Source organism: Agromyces seonyuensis (assembly GCF_009789225.1).
Classification (GTDB): domain Bacteria; phylum Actinomycetota; class Actinomycetes; order Actinomycetales; family Microbacteriaceae; genus Agromyces; species Agromyces seonyuensis.
On record NZ_WSTA01000011.1, the window covers coordinates 13,992 to 30,723 of the forward strand.

Here is a 16,732-nt window from a genome sequence, read left to right on the forward strand (position 1 = left end):
CCCTGGAGCGGGGTCTCAGCCCGCGGACACCGGCTTTGCCGGTTCGTCTTCCTCGTGGACGTTGAAGCGGTACCCCACGTTGCGGACGGTGCCGATGAGCGACTCGAGGTCGCCGAGCTTGGCGCGCAGGCGCCGCACGTGCACGTCGACCGTTCGGGTGCCGCCGAAGTAGTCGTAGCCCCACACCTCGCTGAGCAGCTGCTCGCGGGTGAAGACCCGCGACGGGTGCGCGGCGAGGAAACGGAGGAGCTCGAACTCCTTGTAGGTGAGATCGAGGGGCTTGCCGTGCACCTTGGCCGAATAGCTCGCCTCGTCGATGACGACGCCCGACGTCTGGATGCGCTCCGACTGCGGCGCCGCCTGGGCGCGGCCGAGCGCGAGCCGGATGCGCGCGTCGACCTCGGCGGGCCCCGCGGTCTCGAGCACGACGTCGTCGACGCCCCAGTCGGCGTTGACCGCCGTGAGGCCGCCCTCGGTCACGATGAGCAGCAGCGGGACGCTGAGCCCCGTGGTGCGCAGGATCTGCGAGAGTGCGCGGATGCCGGCGAGATTCGTCCGGGCGTCCAGGAGGACCAGATCGGCGTCGGGCGCTCTGACGAGCTGCTCCGGCGAGGCGGGGATGATCCGCACCCGATGGGACAGCAGAGAGAGCGCCGGGAGGACCTCATCGTCGGATGCCGGCGACAGAATCAGCAGCTGCGCCACGCGACCCCTCCTCGTCAGGTTGACTCATGCTACGGGATAGCCGGGACCGGCTCCGCCACTCGGGGCGGCGGGAACTCGCCGGGTTCGGGTGTCAGAATGCTACCTGGGCGTGAACGACGCGTTTCGCCGATGGGGGATCGGCGACGGGACAGGCCCGGGGAAGGTCGAGATGGAGCACGTTGACGGACGACGTCGCTGGGGCAGCATCCTGCTGGTCTGGGCGGTCGCGCTCGCCGGGGCCGTTTCGGTCGTGGCGTTCGAGTTGGGCGGCGCCCACGTGCAATTCGGCACGCACTCGCTCGGGGGCTACGACGCGCTCGTCGCGGTTCTCGCGATCTGCGTGCTCGTCGGTCTGATCGTCGAACTGGCCACCCGGCGTCCCGCCGGATTCGTCTTCCGCCTCACGACCTCGTTGGCCGGCGTGGTCGCAGTGCTGCTGCTCGCGGCGATCGTGCTCCTGCCCGCGTTCCTCGCGGGCTGACGGTTCGGCGCCGATCGGCCCCGAGCCGACGGCCGGAAGCCCCGCGCGCGCGGCGTAGACTCGCACGCATGGACCACAACGCACTCTTCGCGCTCGAGCTCGCGTTCATCGGGCTGCTCGGACTCGCCAGCCTCGCCATCGCCTACATCGCGGGCGTCGTCGTCTTCAAGCTCTTCAAGGGCCAGCGCTAAGAGGTCCGGCCGTGCTCGAGCTGCCCGTCGACCTCCCGCCCGAACTCGTCCCGCTCTCGTGGCTCCTCGGAGTCTGGGAGGGGACGGGCGTCATCGACTTCGCCACCGGCGACGGGGACGACGACCGCGTGACCCGCGAGTTCGGGCAGCGCCTGAGCTTCAGCCACGACGGACTGCCGTGGCTCAACTACCACTCCTACGCCTGGCTCATCGGCGAGGAGGACGCGGACCCCGAGCCACTCGTGACCGAGACGGGCTACTGGCGTCTCGACCGTCCGCTCGGCGCCGGCGACCCCGGTCCGGCGATGCTGCCGGGCACCGGCGAGTCCGCCTATCCCGACGCCGAGGCCGTCGAGTCCCTGCGCAACGCCGACGGCGGGTTCGATCTGCAGGTCCAGCTCATCCATCCGACGGGCGTCAACGAGCTCTACCTCGGCCAGGTCAAGGGCCCGCGCATCGACCTCGCGACCGACGCCGTCATGCGCACGGCCGGCGCCGAGGACTACTCCGCCGCCACCCGCCTCTACGGGCTCGTCGACAATCACCTGCTGTGGGCGTGGGACATCGCCGCCCTCGGCCGCCCGCTCGCCACGCACGCCTCGGCCCGGCTCGCGAAGGCCGACTGATGGCCTCCCCGCTGCTCGGGCTGCCCGGTGCCGTCGCCGCGGACGGCATCGACGAGGGCGTCGTGGCCCACTACGGCAACCCGTTCGTCGAACAGCGCCGTCTCGAAGACGGTCGCGCGCTCGCGGAGGTGCCGCGCGGCATCGTCGCGGTCGCCGGCCCCGATCGGCGCAGCTGGCTCGACTCGATGACGAGCCAGTCCCTCGCGAGGCTCGCGCCCGCCGAGTCGGCCGAGACCCTCTTCCTCGACCCCAACGGGCACGTCGAGCACGCGGTGCGCGTCGTCGACGACGGCGAGACCGCCTGGCTCGTCGTCGAGCCGGCCGAAGCGGCGCCGCTGGCGGCGTTCCTCGACCGGATGCGGTTCATGCTCCAGGTGGAGGTCGCCGACCGCTCGGCGGAGTTCGCCGTGCTCGCGGGCGCCGACGGCCCGGTCTGGGACGCCGCACCGGAGGCGGCCGCCCCGCACGGCACGCCGCTCGAGTGGCGCGACCCGTGGTCGGACGCGCCGACGCCCGGGGGGCATCCGTACGCGAGCGCCGACGGGCATCCGGGGCAGTTCTGGCACTGGCGCGAACGGCTCGTGCCGGTCGACTCGCTCGGCGCGCTGGCGCAGGATGCCCGTGCCGGCCGCATCGAGCTCGCGGGCTCGCTCGCGGTCGAGGCGATCCGCGTCGCCGCGTGGCGACCGCGGTTCGCGACGGAGGTCGACGCGAAGACGATCCCGCACGAGCTCGACTGGCTGCGGAGCGCGGTGCACGTGAGCAAGGGCTGCTACAAGGGGCAGGAGACCGTCGCCAAGGTGCTGAACCTCGGCCGGCCGCCGCGGCGGCTCGTGCTGCTGCACCTCGACGGCTCCGACACCGTGCTGCCGGTCGCGGGCGACCCCGTGTTCGCCGACAAGACGGCGGCCGACGGCTCGCTCGACCGCCGCGAGGTCGGCCGCATCACGACCGCCGTGCAGCACCACGAACTCGGTCCCGTGGCGCTCGCGGTCGTCAAGCGCGCCGTGCCCGGCGACCTGCCGTTCGTCGTCATCGCGCACGACACCGAGGTCGCGGCGGCCCAGCAGCAGATCGTGCCCGCCGACGCGGCGCCCGCCGTGGACGTGCCCCGCCTGCCGCGCCTCGGCGCCCGTCCGTGATCGCGGTCAGAGACCTCCGACCCGCCCTGAACCCCCGTGCGCGCCTGCGTGCCGGCGGCACCCGCCTCGTCACGTCGATCCCGGCGATCGTGCAGATCACCGTCACCGCGGTCGCGTCGTGGTCGTTCGCGCACTTCGTGCTCGGCCACCAGCAACCGCTCCTCGCGGGAGTCGTCGCGATCTCGGCGCTCGGTTTCGTCGGCGACGCCCGGCCGAAGCGCGTCGCGGAGACGGTCGTCGGCATGGCCCTCGGCATCTTCCTCGCGGAGGCGCTGCTCGTGGTGGCCGGCTCCGGTCCGTGGCAGTACGCGCTCGCGCTCGCCCTGACGCTCGCCATCGCCCGGTTCGTGTCGTCGGCGCCCTCGTTCACCGTGGCGGCGGGCCTGCAGTGCACGCTCATCATGCTTGTGCCCGCCGTGCCGGGCGGGCCGTTCCTCCGCACGATCGACGCCGTCGTCGGCGGCGTCTTCGCGCTCGTGGCGACGGCGCTCCTGCCCCGCGCACCCTGGCGCACCGCCGTGCGCGCGGGCCGTCGGGTCATCGCCGACCACCTCGCGGTCTGGCGTCGCCTCGCGGAGTCGGTCGAGTCCGGCTCGTCGGTCGACGCGGAGGCCGCCCTCGCCGCGGCCCGTGCGAGCGACGACCACGTGCGCGACTGGGCGGAGGCCGTCGACTCCGGCCTCGCGATCGCGCGGGTCTCGCCGTTCACGCCGCGCGCCCGTGCGGAGCTGCCGCGCCAGCGGGAGATGCAGGCGGCGTTCGACCTGGCGACGCGGAACCTCCGTGTCATCGCCCGCCGCACGGCCTGGCTCGAGCGCGACGGACGCCCGGTGCCGGCGCTCGCCGATCTCGCCGGGCGCATCGTGCGCGCGCTCGAGCTCATCGACGCCCAATCGCTCGACCCCGAGAACCTCGCGGCCGCGCGGGCGACGCTCGCCGATCTCGTGCGCCACCTCGACCCCGCCCGGGTGCTGCCGCACGGCACGGTCGACGAGCTCAACGTCGCGCACGCGCTGCGGCCCTACCTGATCGACCTGCTGCAGGCCACCGGGATGCCGCTCGACGACGCCCGCGGGCTCCTGCCTGAGCTGTAGCGGCTCGGGAGCGACGTCGCTGGTCGAGTAGCCGAGCGTATCGAGACTTCGCTGGTCGAGTAGCGAAGCGTATCGAGACCTGATGAGGCGCCCTGCGAGGTCTCGATACGGCGCCGGCGCGCCTACTCGACCAGCGGACGCGGCGCCGGCGCGCCTATTCGACCAACGGACGCGGCGCGACCGCGGCCCAGTCGAGGGTGAGCTCGCCGAGGCGGTGACGCCGCACGCCTCCACGGACCGGCCAGCCGCCGGAGCGCAGCGTCTCGACCGCGGCGATCCAGCGCTGGGTCGGGCTGTAGACCGAGAGGGCGGCGTGCAGTCGCCAGGCGCGGTCGAGGTCGCCGAGCAGCGCATGGATGCGCTCGCCGGGCACGTTGCGGTGGATGAGCGCCTTCGGCAGCCGCTCGGCGACGATCGACGGCACGTCGAGCCCGCGCAACCGGAGCGAGATCGTGAACGTCTCGGGGCCCGCGGGGGAGAGGCCGACCCACGCGGCGACCCGGCCGATCTCGTCGCAGGTGCCCTCCACCAGGAGGCCGTCCGGCGCGAGGCGCGCGCGCATCCTCGACCACGCGTCGGCGACCTCGGCCTCGTCGTACTGGCGCAGCACGTTGAACGCGCGGATGACCGCCGGCCGGCGCCCGCCCGCCACCGGCACCTCGAAGCCGCCGAGCGCGAACGACACCCGCGCGTCCGGCGCGAAGCGCCCGCTGCCGAGGCCGAGCCGGATCTCGGCGAGCTGCGCCGTCGCGCGCGCGACTCGGGCGGGCTCGATCTCGAGGCCGAGCACGTCGACGTCCGGCCGCGCCGGCGCGAGCCGGGAGTGCAGCTCGAGCGCCGTCGTGCCGCTCGCGCCGTATCCGAGGTCGACGACGAGCGGGTCGTCGGCGCGACGCAGCGCCGGGTGCGCCGCGATCCAGCGATCGACACGGCGCAACCGGTCGGTGCCGGTCGTGCCGCGCGTCACCTGTCCGATGGGCATCCGGCAATTCTCCTGGATGCTCCCCGAACGTTTCCCGACCGTCCCGCCGTCATCCGCCGAATGCGCCGGCCCGCCCGTCGGTAGGCTGGCCGTATGGCTTACACGCTCGTGCTGCTGCGTCACGGCAACAGCGAATGGAACCAGAAGAACCTCTTCACCGGCTGGGTCGACGTGCGGCTGTCCGAGCAGGGCCGCGCCGAGGCGAAGCGTGCGGGCGAGCTCCTCGCCGAGTCGGGCCTGCTGCCCGACGTGCTGCACACCTCCGTGCTCTCGCGCGCGATCCAGACCGCCGACATCGCCCTCGACGAGGCCGACCGCCTGTGGATCCCGGTCCGCCGCTCGTGGCGCCTCAACGAGCGCCACTACGGCGCGCTCCAGGGCCTCGACAAGGCCGAGACGCAGGAGAAGTACGGCAACGAGCAGTTCATGCTCTGGCGCCGCTCCTTCGACGTCCCCCCGCCCGTGCTCGACGACGACTCCGAGTGGTCGCAGGTCGGCGACCCGCGCTACGCGGACCTGGCCGACTCCGACCTGCCCCGCACGGAGTGCTTGAAGGACGTCATCGCCCGCATGCTGCCGTACTGGCAGTCCGACATCATCCCCGACCTCGAGACCGGCAAGACCGTGCTCGTGACGGCGCACGGCAACTCGCTGCGCGCACTGGTCAAGCACCTCGAGGGCATCGGCGACGCCGACATCGCCGAGCTCAACATCCCGACGGGCATCCCGCTCGTCTACCGTCTCGGCGACGACTTCATGCCGCTCGCCCCGGGCGAGTACCTCGACCCGGAGGCCGCCGCCGCCGGCGCCGCCGCCGTGGCCGCGCAGGGCGACAAGAAGTAGGTCCTCGCACGTCGAAGCGCCCCGCCCGATCGATCGGGCGGGGCGCTTCGCGTTGCGGGCATCCGGCGGGCGTCGGATGCCTCGCGCGTCAGTTCGCGGGCTCGGGCACCCAGTCGCCGGTCGCGAGGTACTGCACCTTCTTGGCGATCGCGACCGCGTGGTCGGCGAAGCGCTCGAGGTAGCGGCTCGCGAGGGTGGCGTCGACGGTGTCGGACGCCTCGCCCTTCCAGCTCTGGCCGAGCACCTTGTCGAAGACCGAGAGGTGCAGGTCGTCGACGAGGTCGTCCTCGTTGCGGATCTGGTCGGCGAGCTCCACGTCCTGCGTGTCGAGGAGCTCGGCGAGCTTGCGCGCCATCTCGACGTCGAGCCGGCCCATCTCGGCCATCGTCGGGCGCAGCGACTTCGGCACGACCTTGTCGGGGTAGCGGTAGCGGGCGAGCTGGGCGATGTGCGTCGCCATGTCGCCCATGCGCTCGAGCGACGCCGAGATGCGCAGCGCGCTCACGACGATGCGGAGGTCGCGCGCGACCGGCTGCTGCCGCGCGAGGATCGTGATCGCGAGCTCGTCGAGGGCGACGGCCCGGGCATCGATGAGGTGGTCGTCGGCGATGACCTCCTCGGCCAGCGCGACGTTCGATTCGTTGAACGCGGTCGTCGCCTTCTCCATCGCGTCGGCGACGAGCCGGGCGATCTCGACCAGCCCGGTCTGCACCTCGTGCAGCTCCTGCTGGAACACTTCACGCATCTTGATTCCGTCCTGTTCGCCGCGCGCGCGGGGGTGCGGCGCGTCGGGCCCGTCCAGTGTTCCCGGCGAAGGTGAACGGCAGGTGCCGGTCCGCTGAACAATCTCCAACCTAGCGCCGGAGAGCGCGAAACCGCCGGAGAGCCCGATTTCGCGCGGTTATGCTCGCACTATGCAAGACGCCTGGGTGGTGCTCGCCGCGCTCGCGATCGGGGCCTTCCTCGGCGCCGGGTTCGTCGTCATCCTCATCATCGCCCGCGAACGCGGCGAACAGGCCCAACGGGTCGTGAACCCCGTCGTACCGGAGGGCGTCGATCAGGTGATCGCCGCCCTCGACTCGGCCGGCATCGTGCTCGACCCGTCGAACAACGTCGTCCGGGCCTCGCCGGGCGCGCTCTCCCTCGGCCTCGTGCGCGGGCTCGCCGTGACGAACCCGGAGCTGCTCCGGTTGGCCGGGCTGGTGCGCGCCGACGGCGAGACCGTGCAGGAGGAGATCGAGGTGCCGCGCGGCCCCTACGGCGACGCCTCCGTCACCCTCCTCGTGCGGGTGGCCCGGCTCGGCACGCGCTTCGTGCTGCTGCTGGCCGAGGACCGCACCGAGGCCAAGCGCCTGGACGCCGTGCGCCGCGACTTCATCGCGAACATCTCGCACGAGCTGAAGACCCCGATCGCGAGCGTCGGCCTCCTCGCCGAGGCCGTCGACCAGGCCGCCGACGAGCCCGAGCGGGTTCGCCGCTTCGCGAGCCGTCTCTCCGAGGAGTCGAGCCGGCTCGCCCGCATCACGAACGAGGTCATCCAGCTCACGCGGCTCCAGGCGAACGACGCCGTCGCCGAGCGAGCACTGCTCGACCTCGACGAGATCGTCGCCGTCGCGATCGACCAGAACCGCGTCCTCGCCTCCGGCAAGCGCATCGAGCTCGCGCTGCGCACCCGCAGCAAGGCCCGGGTGTGGGGCGACCGCGAACTGCTCATCGTCGCCGTGCACAACCTCGTCGCCAACGCGATCGCGTACTCGCCCGAGGGCGGCCGCATCGGCATCGGCACCGCCCGCCGCGACGGCATCGTCGAGATCTCCGTGACCGATCAGGGCATCGGCATCCCGGAGGAGGACCTCGACCGCGTCTTCGAGCGCTTCTACCGCGTCGATCAGGCCCGCTCCCGGCACACCGGCGGCACGGGCCTCGGCCTGGCCATCGTGAAGCACACCGCCGAGGAGCACGGCGGCGATGTGCGCGCGTGGTCGACCCTCGGCCGCGGCTCCACCTTCACCATCCGCCTCCCCGAAGCCGCCTCCGCCGCCGACGCGGCGGACGCCGGCGCCGAACGACCCCGACCCAGAAGGACAACCGCGTGACCCGCATCCTGCTCGTCGAAGACGAGATCTCGCTCTCCGAGCCGCTGTCGTTCCTCCTCGAGCGCGAGGGCTACGACGTCGAGGTGGCCGACGACGGCAATGCCGCGCTGGCGGCGTTCGACCGCGGCGGCGCCGACCTCGTGCTGCTCGACCTCATGCTCCCGGGGCTGCCCGGCACCGAGGTGTGCCGCCAGCTCCGCACCCGCTCGACCGTGCCCATCATCATGCTGACGGCGAAGGACTCGGAGGTGGACATCGTCGTCGGGCTCGAGCTCGGCGCCGACGACTATGTGACGAAGCCGTACTCGACGCGCGAGCTGCTCGCCCGCATCCGGGCCGTGCTCCGCCGTCGCATCGACACGCTCGAACCCGACGACGCGATCCTCGCGGGCGGTCGCGTGCGCATGGACGTCGACCGCCACACGGTCGAGGTCGACGGCGGTCCCGTCGCGATGCCGCTCAAGGAGTTCGAGCTGCTCGAGCTCCTCATGCGCAACGCCGGCCGCGTCATGACGCGCGGGCAGCTCATCGACCGGGTCTGGGGCTCGGACTACTTCGGCGACACCAAGACGCTCGACGTCCACATCAAGCGCATCCGCGCCAAGATCGAGCAGACGCCCTCGGAGCCCGAGCAGCTCGTGACCGTGCGCGGCCTCGGCTACCGCTTCGAGGCCTGAGGGCCCGAGTACCGCGAAGGGCGGATGACGCGGCTGCGTCATCCGCCCTTCGACGTCGTCGGGGGTCGGCTCAGCCGAGCAGGTCCTCGTACTCGGGCAGCGTGCCGTCGAGCACGGGAACGAGCTTCTCGACGCCCTCTTCGCCGCCGTACTGGAAGTAGAGCGGGGTGAGCGAACCGGCGTCGGCGCCGAGGCCGGGCAGTTCGATCGCGGGCTCGGCGTCGTCGGCGCTGCCGCCGAAGACGGTCATGGTGCCGGCCGGCACCTCGACCTCGACGGTCTCGTCCTCGTACTCGATGCCGAGGGTCACGTCGGAGTCGGAGTCGTTGGCGATGGAGACAGCGAGCACCGCGTCCTCGCCGTCGTCCGTGATGACGAGCGCGTTGCGCACCTCGAGGTCGCCCACCGAGAGGTTGACGCCGTCGCTCGCCTCGTACTTCTCGGTCGTCGCCTGGTAGGTCACGAAGGTGCAGCCGGACGCGCCGAGCGCGATGCCGGCGGCGAGCAGAACGGATGCCGCGAGACGGGCCTTCACTGAACCTCCAAGTGCAGTTGTCACGGTCGACGTCGACCGCTCGAACCGCGGCCGCGTTCCGCGCGACGGCCAGTCGCCGGGCACGGAGAAACCGCAGGAAGTCTATCCCATGGCAGCGCGCTCGGACGGTGCGCATGCCGGGGACGGGCACCTTAGCACGAAACCGCTGTGGTATCCTGATAGACGCCGAAAGGACTACTATTCATGCTTTTTGAGGTTGGCGAGACGGTCGTCTATCCGCACCACGGTGCAGCGACGATCACCGAAGTCAAGAAACGCATCATCAAGGGCGAGGAGAAGCTCTACCTCAAGCTGAACGTCACGCAGGGAGACCTCGTCATCGAGGTGCCCGCCGAGAACGTCGACCTGGTCGGCGTTCGCGACGTCATCGGCAAGGAGGGCCTCGACCGGGTCTTCGAGGTACTGCGCGCTCCCTTCACCGAGGAACCGACCAACTGGTCGCGCCGCTACAAGGCGAACCTCGAGAAGCTCGCTTCGGGGGATGTCATCAAGGTTTCCGAGGTCGTTCGCGACCTCTGGCGCCGCGATCAGGACCGCGGCCTGTCGGCCGGGGAGAAGCGGATGCTGGCCAAGGCCCGGCAGATTCTGATCTCCGAGCTGGCGCTCGCGGAGAAGACCGACGAAGAGGCGGCGTCGCTCGTCCTCGACGAGGTCCTCGCTTCCTGAGCGATCCGAACGGGCCGATCCCAGAACCGGGATCGGCCCGTTCGTCGCGCCCGGGGGTGCTCCGCCGTCGCGGCGGGCGGTGACTACGCTCGGAGGGTGACCTCCCCGCGCATCGCCGTCATCGTCGTCGCCGCCGGCAGCGGCAGCCGGCTCGGCCATCGGCTGCCCAAGGCGTTCGTGCCACTCGGCGATCGCACCGTGCTCGACACGGCGCTCGACCCCGTGCTCGGCATGGCCGAGACGCCGGTCGTCGCGGTCGTCGTCCCCCCGGACTGGGAGGAGCGGACGGCGAGCCTCCTCGTCCCGCGCGCCGAAGCCGCGGGAGCGCCGCTCATCGTGGTGCCCGGCGGCTCGGAGCGCTCGCACTCGGTCGCCGCTGGCCTCGCGGCGCTGCCCGACTCGGTCGACGTCGTCCTCGTGCACGACGCCGCCCGACCCTTCGCCCCCGCCGCCCTCTTCGACGAGGTCGCCGCGGCCGTCCGCACCCGCGGCGTCGGCATCGTGCCCGCCGTGCCCGTCGTCGACACGATCAAGCGCGTCGAGGGGGAGCAGGTGCTCGAGACCGTCGACCGCAGCGAGCTGCGCGCCGTGCAGACCCCGCAGGGCTTCCCCCGCGGCGCCCTCGAGCGCGCGTACCGCCTCGCCGACCGGGAGCACACGGACGACGCGGCGACCGCCGCCGCCGCCGGGCTCGCCGTCGAGACCGTGCCGGGCGACGCCCGGGCGTTCAAGATCACCGTGCCCACCGACCTCGCCCGGGCCGAGCGGCACGCGGCCGACGCCGCGGCGACGAGCCCTGACGCCTCCGCCGACGGTGCGGCCGCGCCGCGCGAGGCATCCTCGGCCTCGGACCTGCTCCTGCCGCGCATCGGCACGGGCGTCGACGTCCACGCGTTCGCCGAGGAGGACGGCGCGCCGCTCTGGGTCGCCGGCCTCGAATGGCCGGGGGAGCGGGGGCTCGCCGGCCACTCCGACGGTGACGTCGCCGCACATGCGCTCTGCGACGCGCTGCTCTCCGCGGCCGGGGCCGGCGACCTCGGGCAGGTCTTCGGCGTCGACGACCCGCGCCTGGACGGCGCCCACGGGGAGGTGTTCCTCCGCGAGACGCTGCGCCTCATCGAGGCCGCGGGATTCCGGGTCGGCAACGCGACCGTGCAGCTGATCGGCAACCGGCCGAAGCTCGCGCCGCGCCGGGCCGAGGCGGAGGCCGTGCTCTCGGGCATCCTGGGCGCCCCCGTGTCGGTCTCGGCGACGACGACCGACCGGCTCGGCTTCACCGGCCGCGGCGAGGGCGTCGCCGCGATCGCGACCGCCCTGCTCGTGCCGGCCTGACGCAGCCGACCAGACCCTGCCACGCCGGTCGAGCCGGTCGCGCCGGTCGGAGCCGGTCCCGCGCGCCCTCGACGTCATGCGCGGCGGCCTCCCGGTTCCGCCGCAGGGTGCCCCGGTAGGATTCCCTGGTGACCGTGCGCATCTACGACTCGAAGGCCCAGGGCCTTCGCGAGTTCACCCCGCTCCGCGACGGCGAAGTGGGGATGTACGTCTGCGGTCCCACCGTGCAGTCGAGCCCGCACATCGGGCATCTGCGCAGCGCGCTCGCGTACGACCTCATGCGCCGCTGGTTCGCCTACCGCGGCTTCCGCGTCACGTTCGTGCGCAATGTCACCGACATCGACGACAAGGTCCTGCTCAACGCAGCGGGCACCGAGGAGGAGTGGTTCGCCCTCGCCTACCGCGTCGAGCTCGAGTTCACTGCCGCCTACTCGGCGCTCGGCATCCTGCCCCCGACCTACGAGCCGCGCGCGACCGCGAGCGTGCCGCAGATGCAGGAGCTCATCACCCGTCTCATCGACGCCGGCCACGCCTACGCGGCTCCCGACGGCTCGGGCGACGTCTACTTCGACACCGGCTCGTGGGCCGCGTACGGCGAGCTCACCCGGCAGTCGCGCGACAAGATGGAGGCGGCCGCCGACGCCGACCCGCGCGGCAAGCGGGACCCGCGCGACTTCGCCCTCTGGAAGGGCGCCAAGGCCGACGAGCCCGTCTCGGCGACGTGGGCGAGCCCGTGGGGCCCCGGCCGGCCCGGCTGGCACATCGAGTGCTCCGCCATGTCGACGCGCTACCTCGGCCCGACCTTCGACATCCACGGCGGCGGTCTCGACCTGCGCTTCCCGCACCACGAGAACGAGCTCGCCCAGTCCACGGCGGCCGGCGACGGCTACGCCCGCTACTGGGTGCACAACGGACTCGTGAACGTGACCGGGCAGAAGATGTCGAAGTCGCTCGGCAACTCGGTGTACGCCGCCGACCTGCTCGGCGCCGCGAGCCACCTCGCTGTGCGCTACCTGCTCGGTTCGGCGCACTACCGCTCGACGATCGACTACAGCCCCGACGCCCTCGCCGAGGCGGAGTCCGCCGTCGACCGCATCCGCACGTTCCTCGAGCGCGTCGAGCGACGCCTCGCGGGCACCCGATTCGCCGGGGCGGGCGCGCACGTCGTGCCCGACGCCTTCGCGAACGCGATGGACGACGACTTCGGCGTGCCCGAGGCGATCGCCGTCGTGCACGAGACCATCCGCCGCGGCAACCAGGCCCTCGACGCCGAAGAACTGCACGACGCGGCCGACGCCCTCGGCGCCGTGACCGCCATGCTGCAGGTGCTCGGCCTCGACCCCCGCGACCCCGCCTGGGGTTCGCGCGAATCCGGCGGCGCTGCCGCCCTCGCCCTCGACGCCCTCGTCGAGCGGCTCATCGAACATCGACGCGAGGCCCGATCGGCCCGCGATTTCGCCACCGCCGACCGCATCCGCGGCGAGCTCGCCGATGCGGGCATCGTGGTCGAAGACACCCAGACCGGATCGCATTGGAGTCTGTCATGAGCAAGCCGTCGCGCAGCGGGGCCGTCCGCAAGAGCAGCAAGGGCAAGTCCGTCGGCACGGGCGGCCACGGCCGCAAGTCCCTCGAGGGCAAGGGCCCGACCCCGAAGGCCGAGGACCGCGCCTGGCACGTCGCCGGCAAGCGCAAGGCCGCCATCGAGCGCTACCAGGCGGCCGGCGGCAAGGGCACCCCGGGGGGCAAGCCCAAGCAGGGCACCCCGCGCGGCGCGTCCGGGGCGGCCAAGCGCGGCAAGTCGGGCGACGGCGACGAGATCGTCAACGGCCGCAACGCCGTCGTCGAGGCGCTGCGGGCCAAGATCCCCGCGACGAACCTCTACATCGCCCAGCGCGTCGAGATGGACGACCGGGTGCGGGAGGCGCTGAAGCTCGCGACGAACCGCGGCATCCCGGTGCTCGAGGTCACGCGCCCCGAGCTCGACCGTCTGGCGGGCGAGGGCGCCGTGCACCAGGGCATCGCCATCAAGGTGCCCGCCTACGCGTACGCGCACCCGCTCGAGCTGCTCGACGAGACGCTCGCGAAGGGCACCACGCCGCTCTTCGTCGCCCTCGACGGCATCACCGACCCGCGCAACCTCGGCGCGATCATCCGCTCGACGGCCGCGTTCGGCGGGCAGGGCGTCATCGTCCCGCAGCGCCGCTCCGTCGGTGTGACCGCGTCGGCGTGGAAGACCTCGGCCGGCGCCGCGGCGCGCGTCCCCGTGGCGATGGCGGCGAACCTCACGCAGACGCTCAAGGCCCTCAAGGAGCGCGGCGTCTTCGTGCTCGGCCTCGATGGCGGCGGCGACGTCTCGCTGCCGGGCCTGTCGTGGGCCGACCGCCCGATCGTCGTCGTCGTCGGCAGCGAGGGCAAGGGCCTCTCGCGCCTCGTCACCGAGACGTGCGACGCCGTCGTGTCGATCCCGATCTCCTCGACGACCGAGTCGCTGAACGCCGGCATCGCCGCCTCCGTCACGCTCTACGAGATCTCCAAGCTGCGGGTCGAGTCGGCGAGCTGAGCGCGACCCCGCGAACGCGAGGATGCCCCGGGGCTTCGGCTCCGGGGCATCCGTCGTCCTGCAGGTCGTCGCCGACCGCGGTGCTCAGACCTTCGAGCGCCAGTCGTCCTCGTCGTCCTCGTCGTCGCCGATGGCGGCGATCGGCATCGTCAGCGTGCCCGTCGGCGGGTTCACGAGCGTCGCCTCGTCGCGCCGGTGCCGCAGCACGGTGTTGATGTAGCTCGACACCGCCTCAGCGAGCGGCACGTCGTGGCCGATCTGCTCGGCGAGGTACCAGCGGTGGTCGAGGAGCTGGTGGAAGACCTCGGCGGGCTCGAGTTTGCCGCGCAGGTCGGAGGGGATCGCCCGGATGACCGGTTCGAAGACACGCACGAGCCACTCGTGGGCCACGACCTCCTCGTCGAGGTCCTGCTTGCCGTAGGCGGCGCGGTAGGAGTCGAGGTCGTTGAGGAGGCGGCGGGCCTGGTTCTCGCCGGCGTCGAGGCCGGTGAGTCGCAACAGGCGGCGCTGGTGGTGGCCGGCGTCCACGACCTTCGGCTGGATGCGGACGGTGGAGCCGGCGGCATCCGTGCGGATCGCGAGCTCCTCGATGTCGAAGCCGAGGTCGTTCAGGCGCGTGACGCGCTCGTTGATGCGCCACCGCTCCGCGCCCGGGAAGGACTCGGGGCCGGTGAGCTCGGTCCAGAGGTTGCGGTACGCGGTCACGATGCCGTCGGAGATGCGCACCGGGTCGAGTTCGTCGGCCACGCGGCCGCCCGCCTCGAGGTCGAGCAGCTCGCCCGCGATGTTGACGCGCGCGATCTCGAGGTCGTTCTCGCGCTGGCCGTTCGAGAGCCCGCCCTCGTAGAGCTTGCCGGTCTCGGCGTCGACGAGGTAGGCCGCGAACGCGCCCGCGTCGCGACGGAAGAGCGTGTTCGAGAGCGAGACGTCGCCCCAGAAGAACCCGATGATGTGCAGGCGCACGAGCAGCACGGCGAGTGCGTCGACGAGGCGGGTCGCGGTGTCCGGGCGCAGGGTCTGCGAGAACAGGGCGCGGTAGGGCAGCGAGAAGCGCAGGTGCCGGGTGACGAGCACCGGCTTCAGCGGGTCGCCCTCCGCGTCGGAGCGGTTCGTGATGACGGCGACCGGGTCGACGCACGGGATCTCGAGGCGCTGGAGCGTGCGCAGCATGTCGTACTCGCCGCGGGCCATCTCGGCCGTCGTCTCCTTGACGGCGACGACGTGCCCGCCGAGCTTCGCGAATCGCACGAGGTGGCGCGAGATGCCCTTCGGCAGCGCCGCGATCGCCTCGCTCGGCCATGCCTCCAGCGGCACGTCCCACGGCAGGTCGAGCAGCCCCGGGTCGACGGTCGCGGCGGTGATGTTGAGCGATCCAGCCATACGGGCATCCTCTCAGTTCGGGCGCACGGATGCGCCGGTCGCGCCGGTCGCCGGCGCGGTGGTGCCGAGGCCGGCAGGGGGAGTCGCTGCAGGCGGGCGAACGGCGGATGCCGGCCGGACCCAGAGGTCCGACCGGCATCCGTTCGATTCGGTGCGACGTCAGCCGACGACGACCCGGTGGCCCAGGCGCTCGCCCGACTCGGCGTCGAAGACGTGCACGTGGTGCGGAACCGGGGTCAGGTAGACGGTCTCGCCCGCGAACGGGTGGCTGCGACCATCGACGCGCGCGACGATGTCGGTGCGCTGGCCGTCGACCTCCGAGTGGCCGTAGAGGTAGCCGTCGGCGCCGAGTTCCTCGACGAGGTCGACGACGACCGGCAGGCCCGCGGAGGCGTCGTTCGAGACGGTGATGTCCTCGGGGCGCACGCCGACGGTGACCTTGCCCGCGCTCGTGTGCTCGAGCACGTCGCGCTCGACCGGGACGACGGCCGCACCGAACTTGATGCCGCCGTCGACGATGTCCGCGTTGAAGAGGTTCATCGCGGGCGAGCCGATGAAGCCGGCGACGAACACGTTCTGCGGCTTCTCGTAGAGGTCGCGCGGCGTGCCGACCTGCTGGAGGAGGCCGTCCTTGAGCACGGCGATTCGGTCGCCCATGGTGAGGGCCTCGGTCTGGTCGTGGGTGACGTAGACCGTGGTGACGCCGAGGCGGCGCTGGAGCGAGGCGATCTGGGTGCGGGTCTGCACGCGGAGCTTGGCGTCGAGGTTCGACAGCGGCTCGTCCATGAGGAAGACCTGGGGCTGGCGCACGATCGCGCGGCCCATGGCGACGCGCTGACGCTGACCGCCCGAGAGGGCCTTCGGCTTGCGGCCGAGGTAGTCCTCGAGGTCGAGCAGCTTGGCGGCCTCGAGCACGCGAGCGGCGCGCTCCTCCTTGCCGACGCCGGCGATCTTCAGGGCGAAGCCCATGTTCTCGGCGACGGTCATGTGCGGGTACAGCGCGTAGTTCTGGAAGACCATCGCGATGTCGCGGTCCTTCGGCGGCACGTCGGTGACGTTGCGCTCGCCGATGAAGATGTCGCCCTCGTTGACCTCTTCGAGGCCGGCGAGCATGCGCAGCGACGTGGACTTGCCGCAGCCGGACGGGCCGACGAGGACGAGGAACTCGCCGTCGGCGACTTCGAGGTCGAGCTTGTCGACTGCGGGGCGGGTGCCGCCCGGGTACAGGCGCGTGGCCTTGTCGAACGTGACGGATGCCATCGTTGTCTCTCTCCTTCACCGGCAGGTACGTGCCGGACGATCCGTAGTGAATGGAAATGCGTCGACGACGTCGTCGACACGGGCTTCAGTATACGCAGGCGCGGAGGGTCGTCCGACCGCCCCCCGAGGCGGGACCCGTCC

18 protein-coding genes are annotated in these 16,732 nt (G+C 72.3%); 12 read left to right on the plus strand and 6 right to left on the minus strand.

Features of this window, described 5'->3' with window-relative positions; all coding sequences use genetic code 11:
- Nucleotides 1-15: 15 nt before the first annotated feature.
- Nucleotides 16-705: a winged helix-turn-helix domain-containing protein gene (locus GB864_RS03975; protein WP_160423055.1), complete on the minus strand. Its 690-nt coding sequence runs from the start codon at nucleotides 703-705 to the stop codon at nucleotides 16-18.
- 169 nt (nucleotides 706-874) lie between these two features.
- Between GB864_RS03975 and GB864_RS03980 the strand changes: the two genes are divergently transcribed.
- The 5 genes from GB864_RS03980 (at nucleotide 875) to GB864_RS03995 (ending at nucleotide 4,239) form a co-directional block, all read left to right on the plus strand.
- Nucleotides 875-1,186 carry a hypothetical protein gene (locus tag GB864_RS03980; RefSeq protein WP_160423056.1) on the plus strand — a complete coding sequence of 104 codons (312 nt, stop codon included), beginning with the start codon at nucleotides 875-877 and terminating at the stop codon, nucleotides 1,184-1,186.
- A 68-nt stretch (nucleotides 1,187-1,254) separates the two neighbouring features.
- Nucleotides 1,255-1,377, plus strand: a complete 123-nt coding sequence (locus GB864_RS18735; protein ID WP_272898160.1) for a hypothetical protein — start codon at nucleotides 1,255-1,257, stop codon at nucleotides 1,375-1,377.
- Nucleotides 1,378-1,388: 11 nt separating this feature from the next.
- Nucleotides 1,389-2,003, plus strand: a complete 615-nt coding sequence (locus GB864_RS03985) for a heme-binding beta-barrel domain-containing protein (RefSeq protein WP_160423057.1) — start codon at nucleotides 1,389-1,391, stop codon at nucleotides 2,001-2,003.
- Nucleotides 2,003-3,145: a CAF17-like 4Fe-4S cluster assembly/insertion protein YgfZ gene (gene ygfZ / locus GB864_RS03990; protein WP_160423058.1), complete on the plus strand. Its 1,143-nt coding sequence runs from the start codon at nucleotides 2,003-2,005 to the stop codon at nucleotides 3,143-3,145. Before GB864_RS03985 ends, ygfZ begins: the two co-directional genes overlap by 1 nt.
- On the plus strand, nucleotides 3,142-4,239 hold the full coding sequence (locus tag GB864_RS03995) for an FUSC family protein (protein WP_160423059.1): 1,098 nt from the start codon (nucleotides 3,142-3,144) through the stop codon (nucleotides 4,237-4,239). Before ygfZ ends, GB864_RS03995 begins: the two co-directional genes overlap by 4 nt.
- Before the next feature lie 154 nt (nucleotides 4,240-4,393).
- Here GB864_RS03995 and GB864_RS04000 read toward each other — a convergent pair whose 3' ends face one another.
- On the minus strand, nucleotides 4,394-5,221 hold the full coding sequence (locus tag GB864_RS04000) for a class I SAM-dependent methyltransferase (protein WP_160423060.1): 828 nt from the start codon (nucleotides 5,219-5,221) through the stop codon (nucleotides 4,394-4,396).
- A gap of 93 nt (nucleotides 5,222-5,314) precedes the next feature.
- Here GB864_RS04000 and GB864_RS04005 point away from each other — a divergent pair, with 93 nt between their 5' ends.
- Nucleotides 5,315-6,064 (plus strand): phosphoglyceromutase, encoded by a 750-nt coding sequence (locus tag GB864_RS04005; protein ID WP_160423061.1) that lies wholly within the window; start codon nucleotides 5,315-5,317, stop codon nucleotides 6,062-6,064.
- 88 nt (nucleotides 6,065-6,152) lie between these two features.
- Here GB864_RS04005 and phoU read toward each other — a convergent pair whose 3' ends face one another.
- Nucleotides 6,153-6,809: a phosphate signaling complex protein PhoU gene (gene phoU, locus GB864_RS04010; protein ID WP_160423062.1), complete on the minus strand. Its 657-nt coding sequence runs from the start codon at nucleotides 6,807-6,809 to the stop codon at nucleotides 6,153-6,155.
- Nucleotides 6,810-6,978: 169 nt separating this feature from the next.
- On the opposite strand from phoU, the gene GB864_RS04015 reads away from it, so the two are divergent.
- Together GB864_RS04015 and GB864_RS04020 are read left to right on the plus strand one after the other, a co-directional pair.
- Nucleotides 6,979-8,160: a sensor histidine kinase gene (locus GB864_RS04015; RefSeq protein WP_160423063.1), complete on the plus strand. Its 1,182-nt coding sequence runs from the start codon at nucleotides 6,979-6,981 to the stop codon at nucleotides 8,158-8,160.
- Nucleotides 8,157-8,837, plus strand: coding sequence for a winged helix-turn-helix domain-containing protein (locus GB864_RS04020; protein ID WP_160423064.1), 681 nt, complete (start codon nucleotides 8,157-8,159; stop codon nucleotides 8,835-8,837). Before GB864_RS04015 ends, GB864_RS04020 begins: the two co-directional genes overlap by 4 nt.
- Before the next feature lie 70 nt (nucleotides 8,838-8,907).
- Here GB864_RS04020 and GB864_RS04025 read toward each other — a convergent pair whose 3' ends face one another.
- Nucleotides 8,908-9,372: a hypothetical protein gene (locus tag GB864_RS04025; protein WP_160423065.1), complete on the minus strand. Its 465-nt coding sequence runs from the start codon at nucleotides 9,370-9,372 to the stop codon at nucleotides 8,908-8,910.
- Nucleotides 9,373-9,576: 204 nt separating this feature from the next.
- Between GB864_RS04025 and GB864_RS04030 the strand changes: the two genes are divergently transcribed.
- The 4 genes from GB864_RS04030 (at nucleotide 9,577) to rlmB (ending at nucleotide 13,951) form a co-directional block, all read left to right on the plus strand.
- Complete coding sequence (locus GB864_RS04030; RefSeq protein WP_160423066.1) at nucleotides 9,577-10,059, plus strand: CarD family transcriptional regulator; 483 nt, start codon at nucleotides 9,577-9,579, stop codon at nucleotides 10,057-10,059.
- Nucleotides 10,060-10,155: 96 nt separating this feature from the next.
- Nucleotides 10,156-11,391, plus strand: a complete 1,236-nt coding sequence (gene ispD, locus GB864_RS04035) for a 2-C-methyl-D-erythritol 4-phosphate cytidylyltransferase (RefSeq protein ID WP_160423067.1) — start codon at nucleotides 10,156-10,158, stop codon at nucleotides 11,389-11,391.
- Nucleotides 11,392-11,519: 128 nt separating this feature from the next.
- Entirely contained in the window at nucleotides 11,520-12,938 is a 1,419-nt protein-coding gene (gene cysS / locus GB864_RS04040; RefSeq protein WP_160423068.1) for a cysteine--tRNA ligase, read from the plus strand.
- Nucleotides 12,935-13,951: a 23S rRNA (guanosine(2251)-2'-O)-methyltransferase RlmB gene (gene rlmB, locus GB864_RS04045; protein WP_202106967.1), complete on the plus strand. Its 1,017-nt coding sequence runs from the start codon at nucleotides 12,935-12,937 to the stop codon at nucleotides 13,949-13,951. Before cysS ends, rlmB begins: the two co-directional genes overlap by 4 nt.
- 84 nt (nucleotides 13,952-14,035) lie before the next feature.
- Here the strand turns inward: rlmB and GB864_RS04050 are convergent, their stop codons facing one another.
- A complete protein-coding gene (locus GB864_RS04050) occupies nucleotides 14,036-15,331 on the minus strand; it encodes a DUF4032 domain-containing protein (RefSeq protein ID WP_160423070.1) in 1,296 nt (431 codons plus the stop codon).
- Between the two features lie 159 nt (nucleotides 15,332-15,490).
- Nucleotides 15,491-16,591, minus strand: coding sequence for an ABC transporter ATP-binding protein (locus tag GB864_RS04055; protein WP_160423071.1), 1,101 nt, complete (start codon nucleotides 16,589-16,591; stop codon nucleotides 15,491-15,493).
- Between the last annotated feature and the right edge of the window lie 141 nt (nucleotides 16,592-16,732).

Excerpts from the sequence above, each read along its gene's own strand:
- GB864_RS04030 (WP_160423066.1), top strand. The coding sequence starts at position 9,577 with ATGCTTTTTGAGGTTGGCGAGACGGTCGTCTATCCGCACCACGGTGCA.
- GB864_RS03980 (WP_160423056.1), top strand. The coding sequence starts at position 875 with ATGGAGCACGTTGACGGACGACGTCGCTGGGGCAGCATCCTGCTGGTC.
- GB864_RS04005 (WP_160423061.1), top strand. The coding sequence starts at position 5,315 with ATGGCTTACACGCTCGTGCTGCTGCGTCACGGCAACAGCGAATGGAAC.
- GB864_RS04055 (WP_160423071.1), bottom strand. The coding sequence starts at position 16,591 with ATGGCATCCGTCACGTTCGACAAGGCCACGCGCCTGTACCCGGGCGGC.
- GB864_RS04050 (WP_160423070.1), bottom strand. The coding sequence starts at position 15,331 with ATGGCTGGATCGCTCAACATCACCGCCGCGACCGTCGACCCGGGGCTG.
- phoU (WP_160423062.1), bottom strand. The coding sequence starts at position 6,809 with ATGCGTGAAGTGTTCCAGCAGGAGCTGCACGAGGTGCAGACCGGGCTG.
- ygfZ (WP_160423058.1), top strand. The coding sequence starts at position 2,003 with ATGGCCTCCCCGCTGCTCGGGCTGCCCGGTGCCGTCGCCGCGGACGGC.
- GB864_RS04015 (WP_160423063.1), top strand. The coding sequence starts at position 6,979 with ATGCAAGACGCCTGGGTGGTGCTCGCCGCGCTCGCGATCGGGGCCTTC.
- GB864_RS18735 (WP_272898160.1), top strand. The coding sequence starts at position 1,255 with ATGGACCACAACGCACTCTTCGCGCTCGAGCTCGCGTTCATCGGGCTG.
- GB864_RS04000 (WP_160423060.1), bottom strand. The coding sequence starts at position 5,221 with ATGCCCATCGGACAGGTGACGCGCGGCACGACCGGCACCGACCGGTTG.
- rlmB (WP_202106967.1), top strand. The coding sequence starts at position 12,935 with ATGAGCAAGCCGTCGCGCAGCGGGGCCGTCCGCAAGAGCAGCAAGGGC.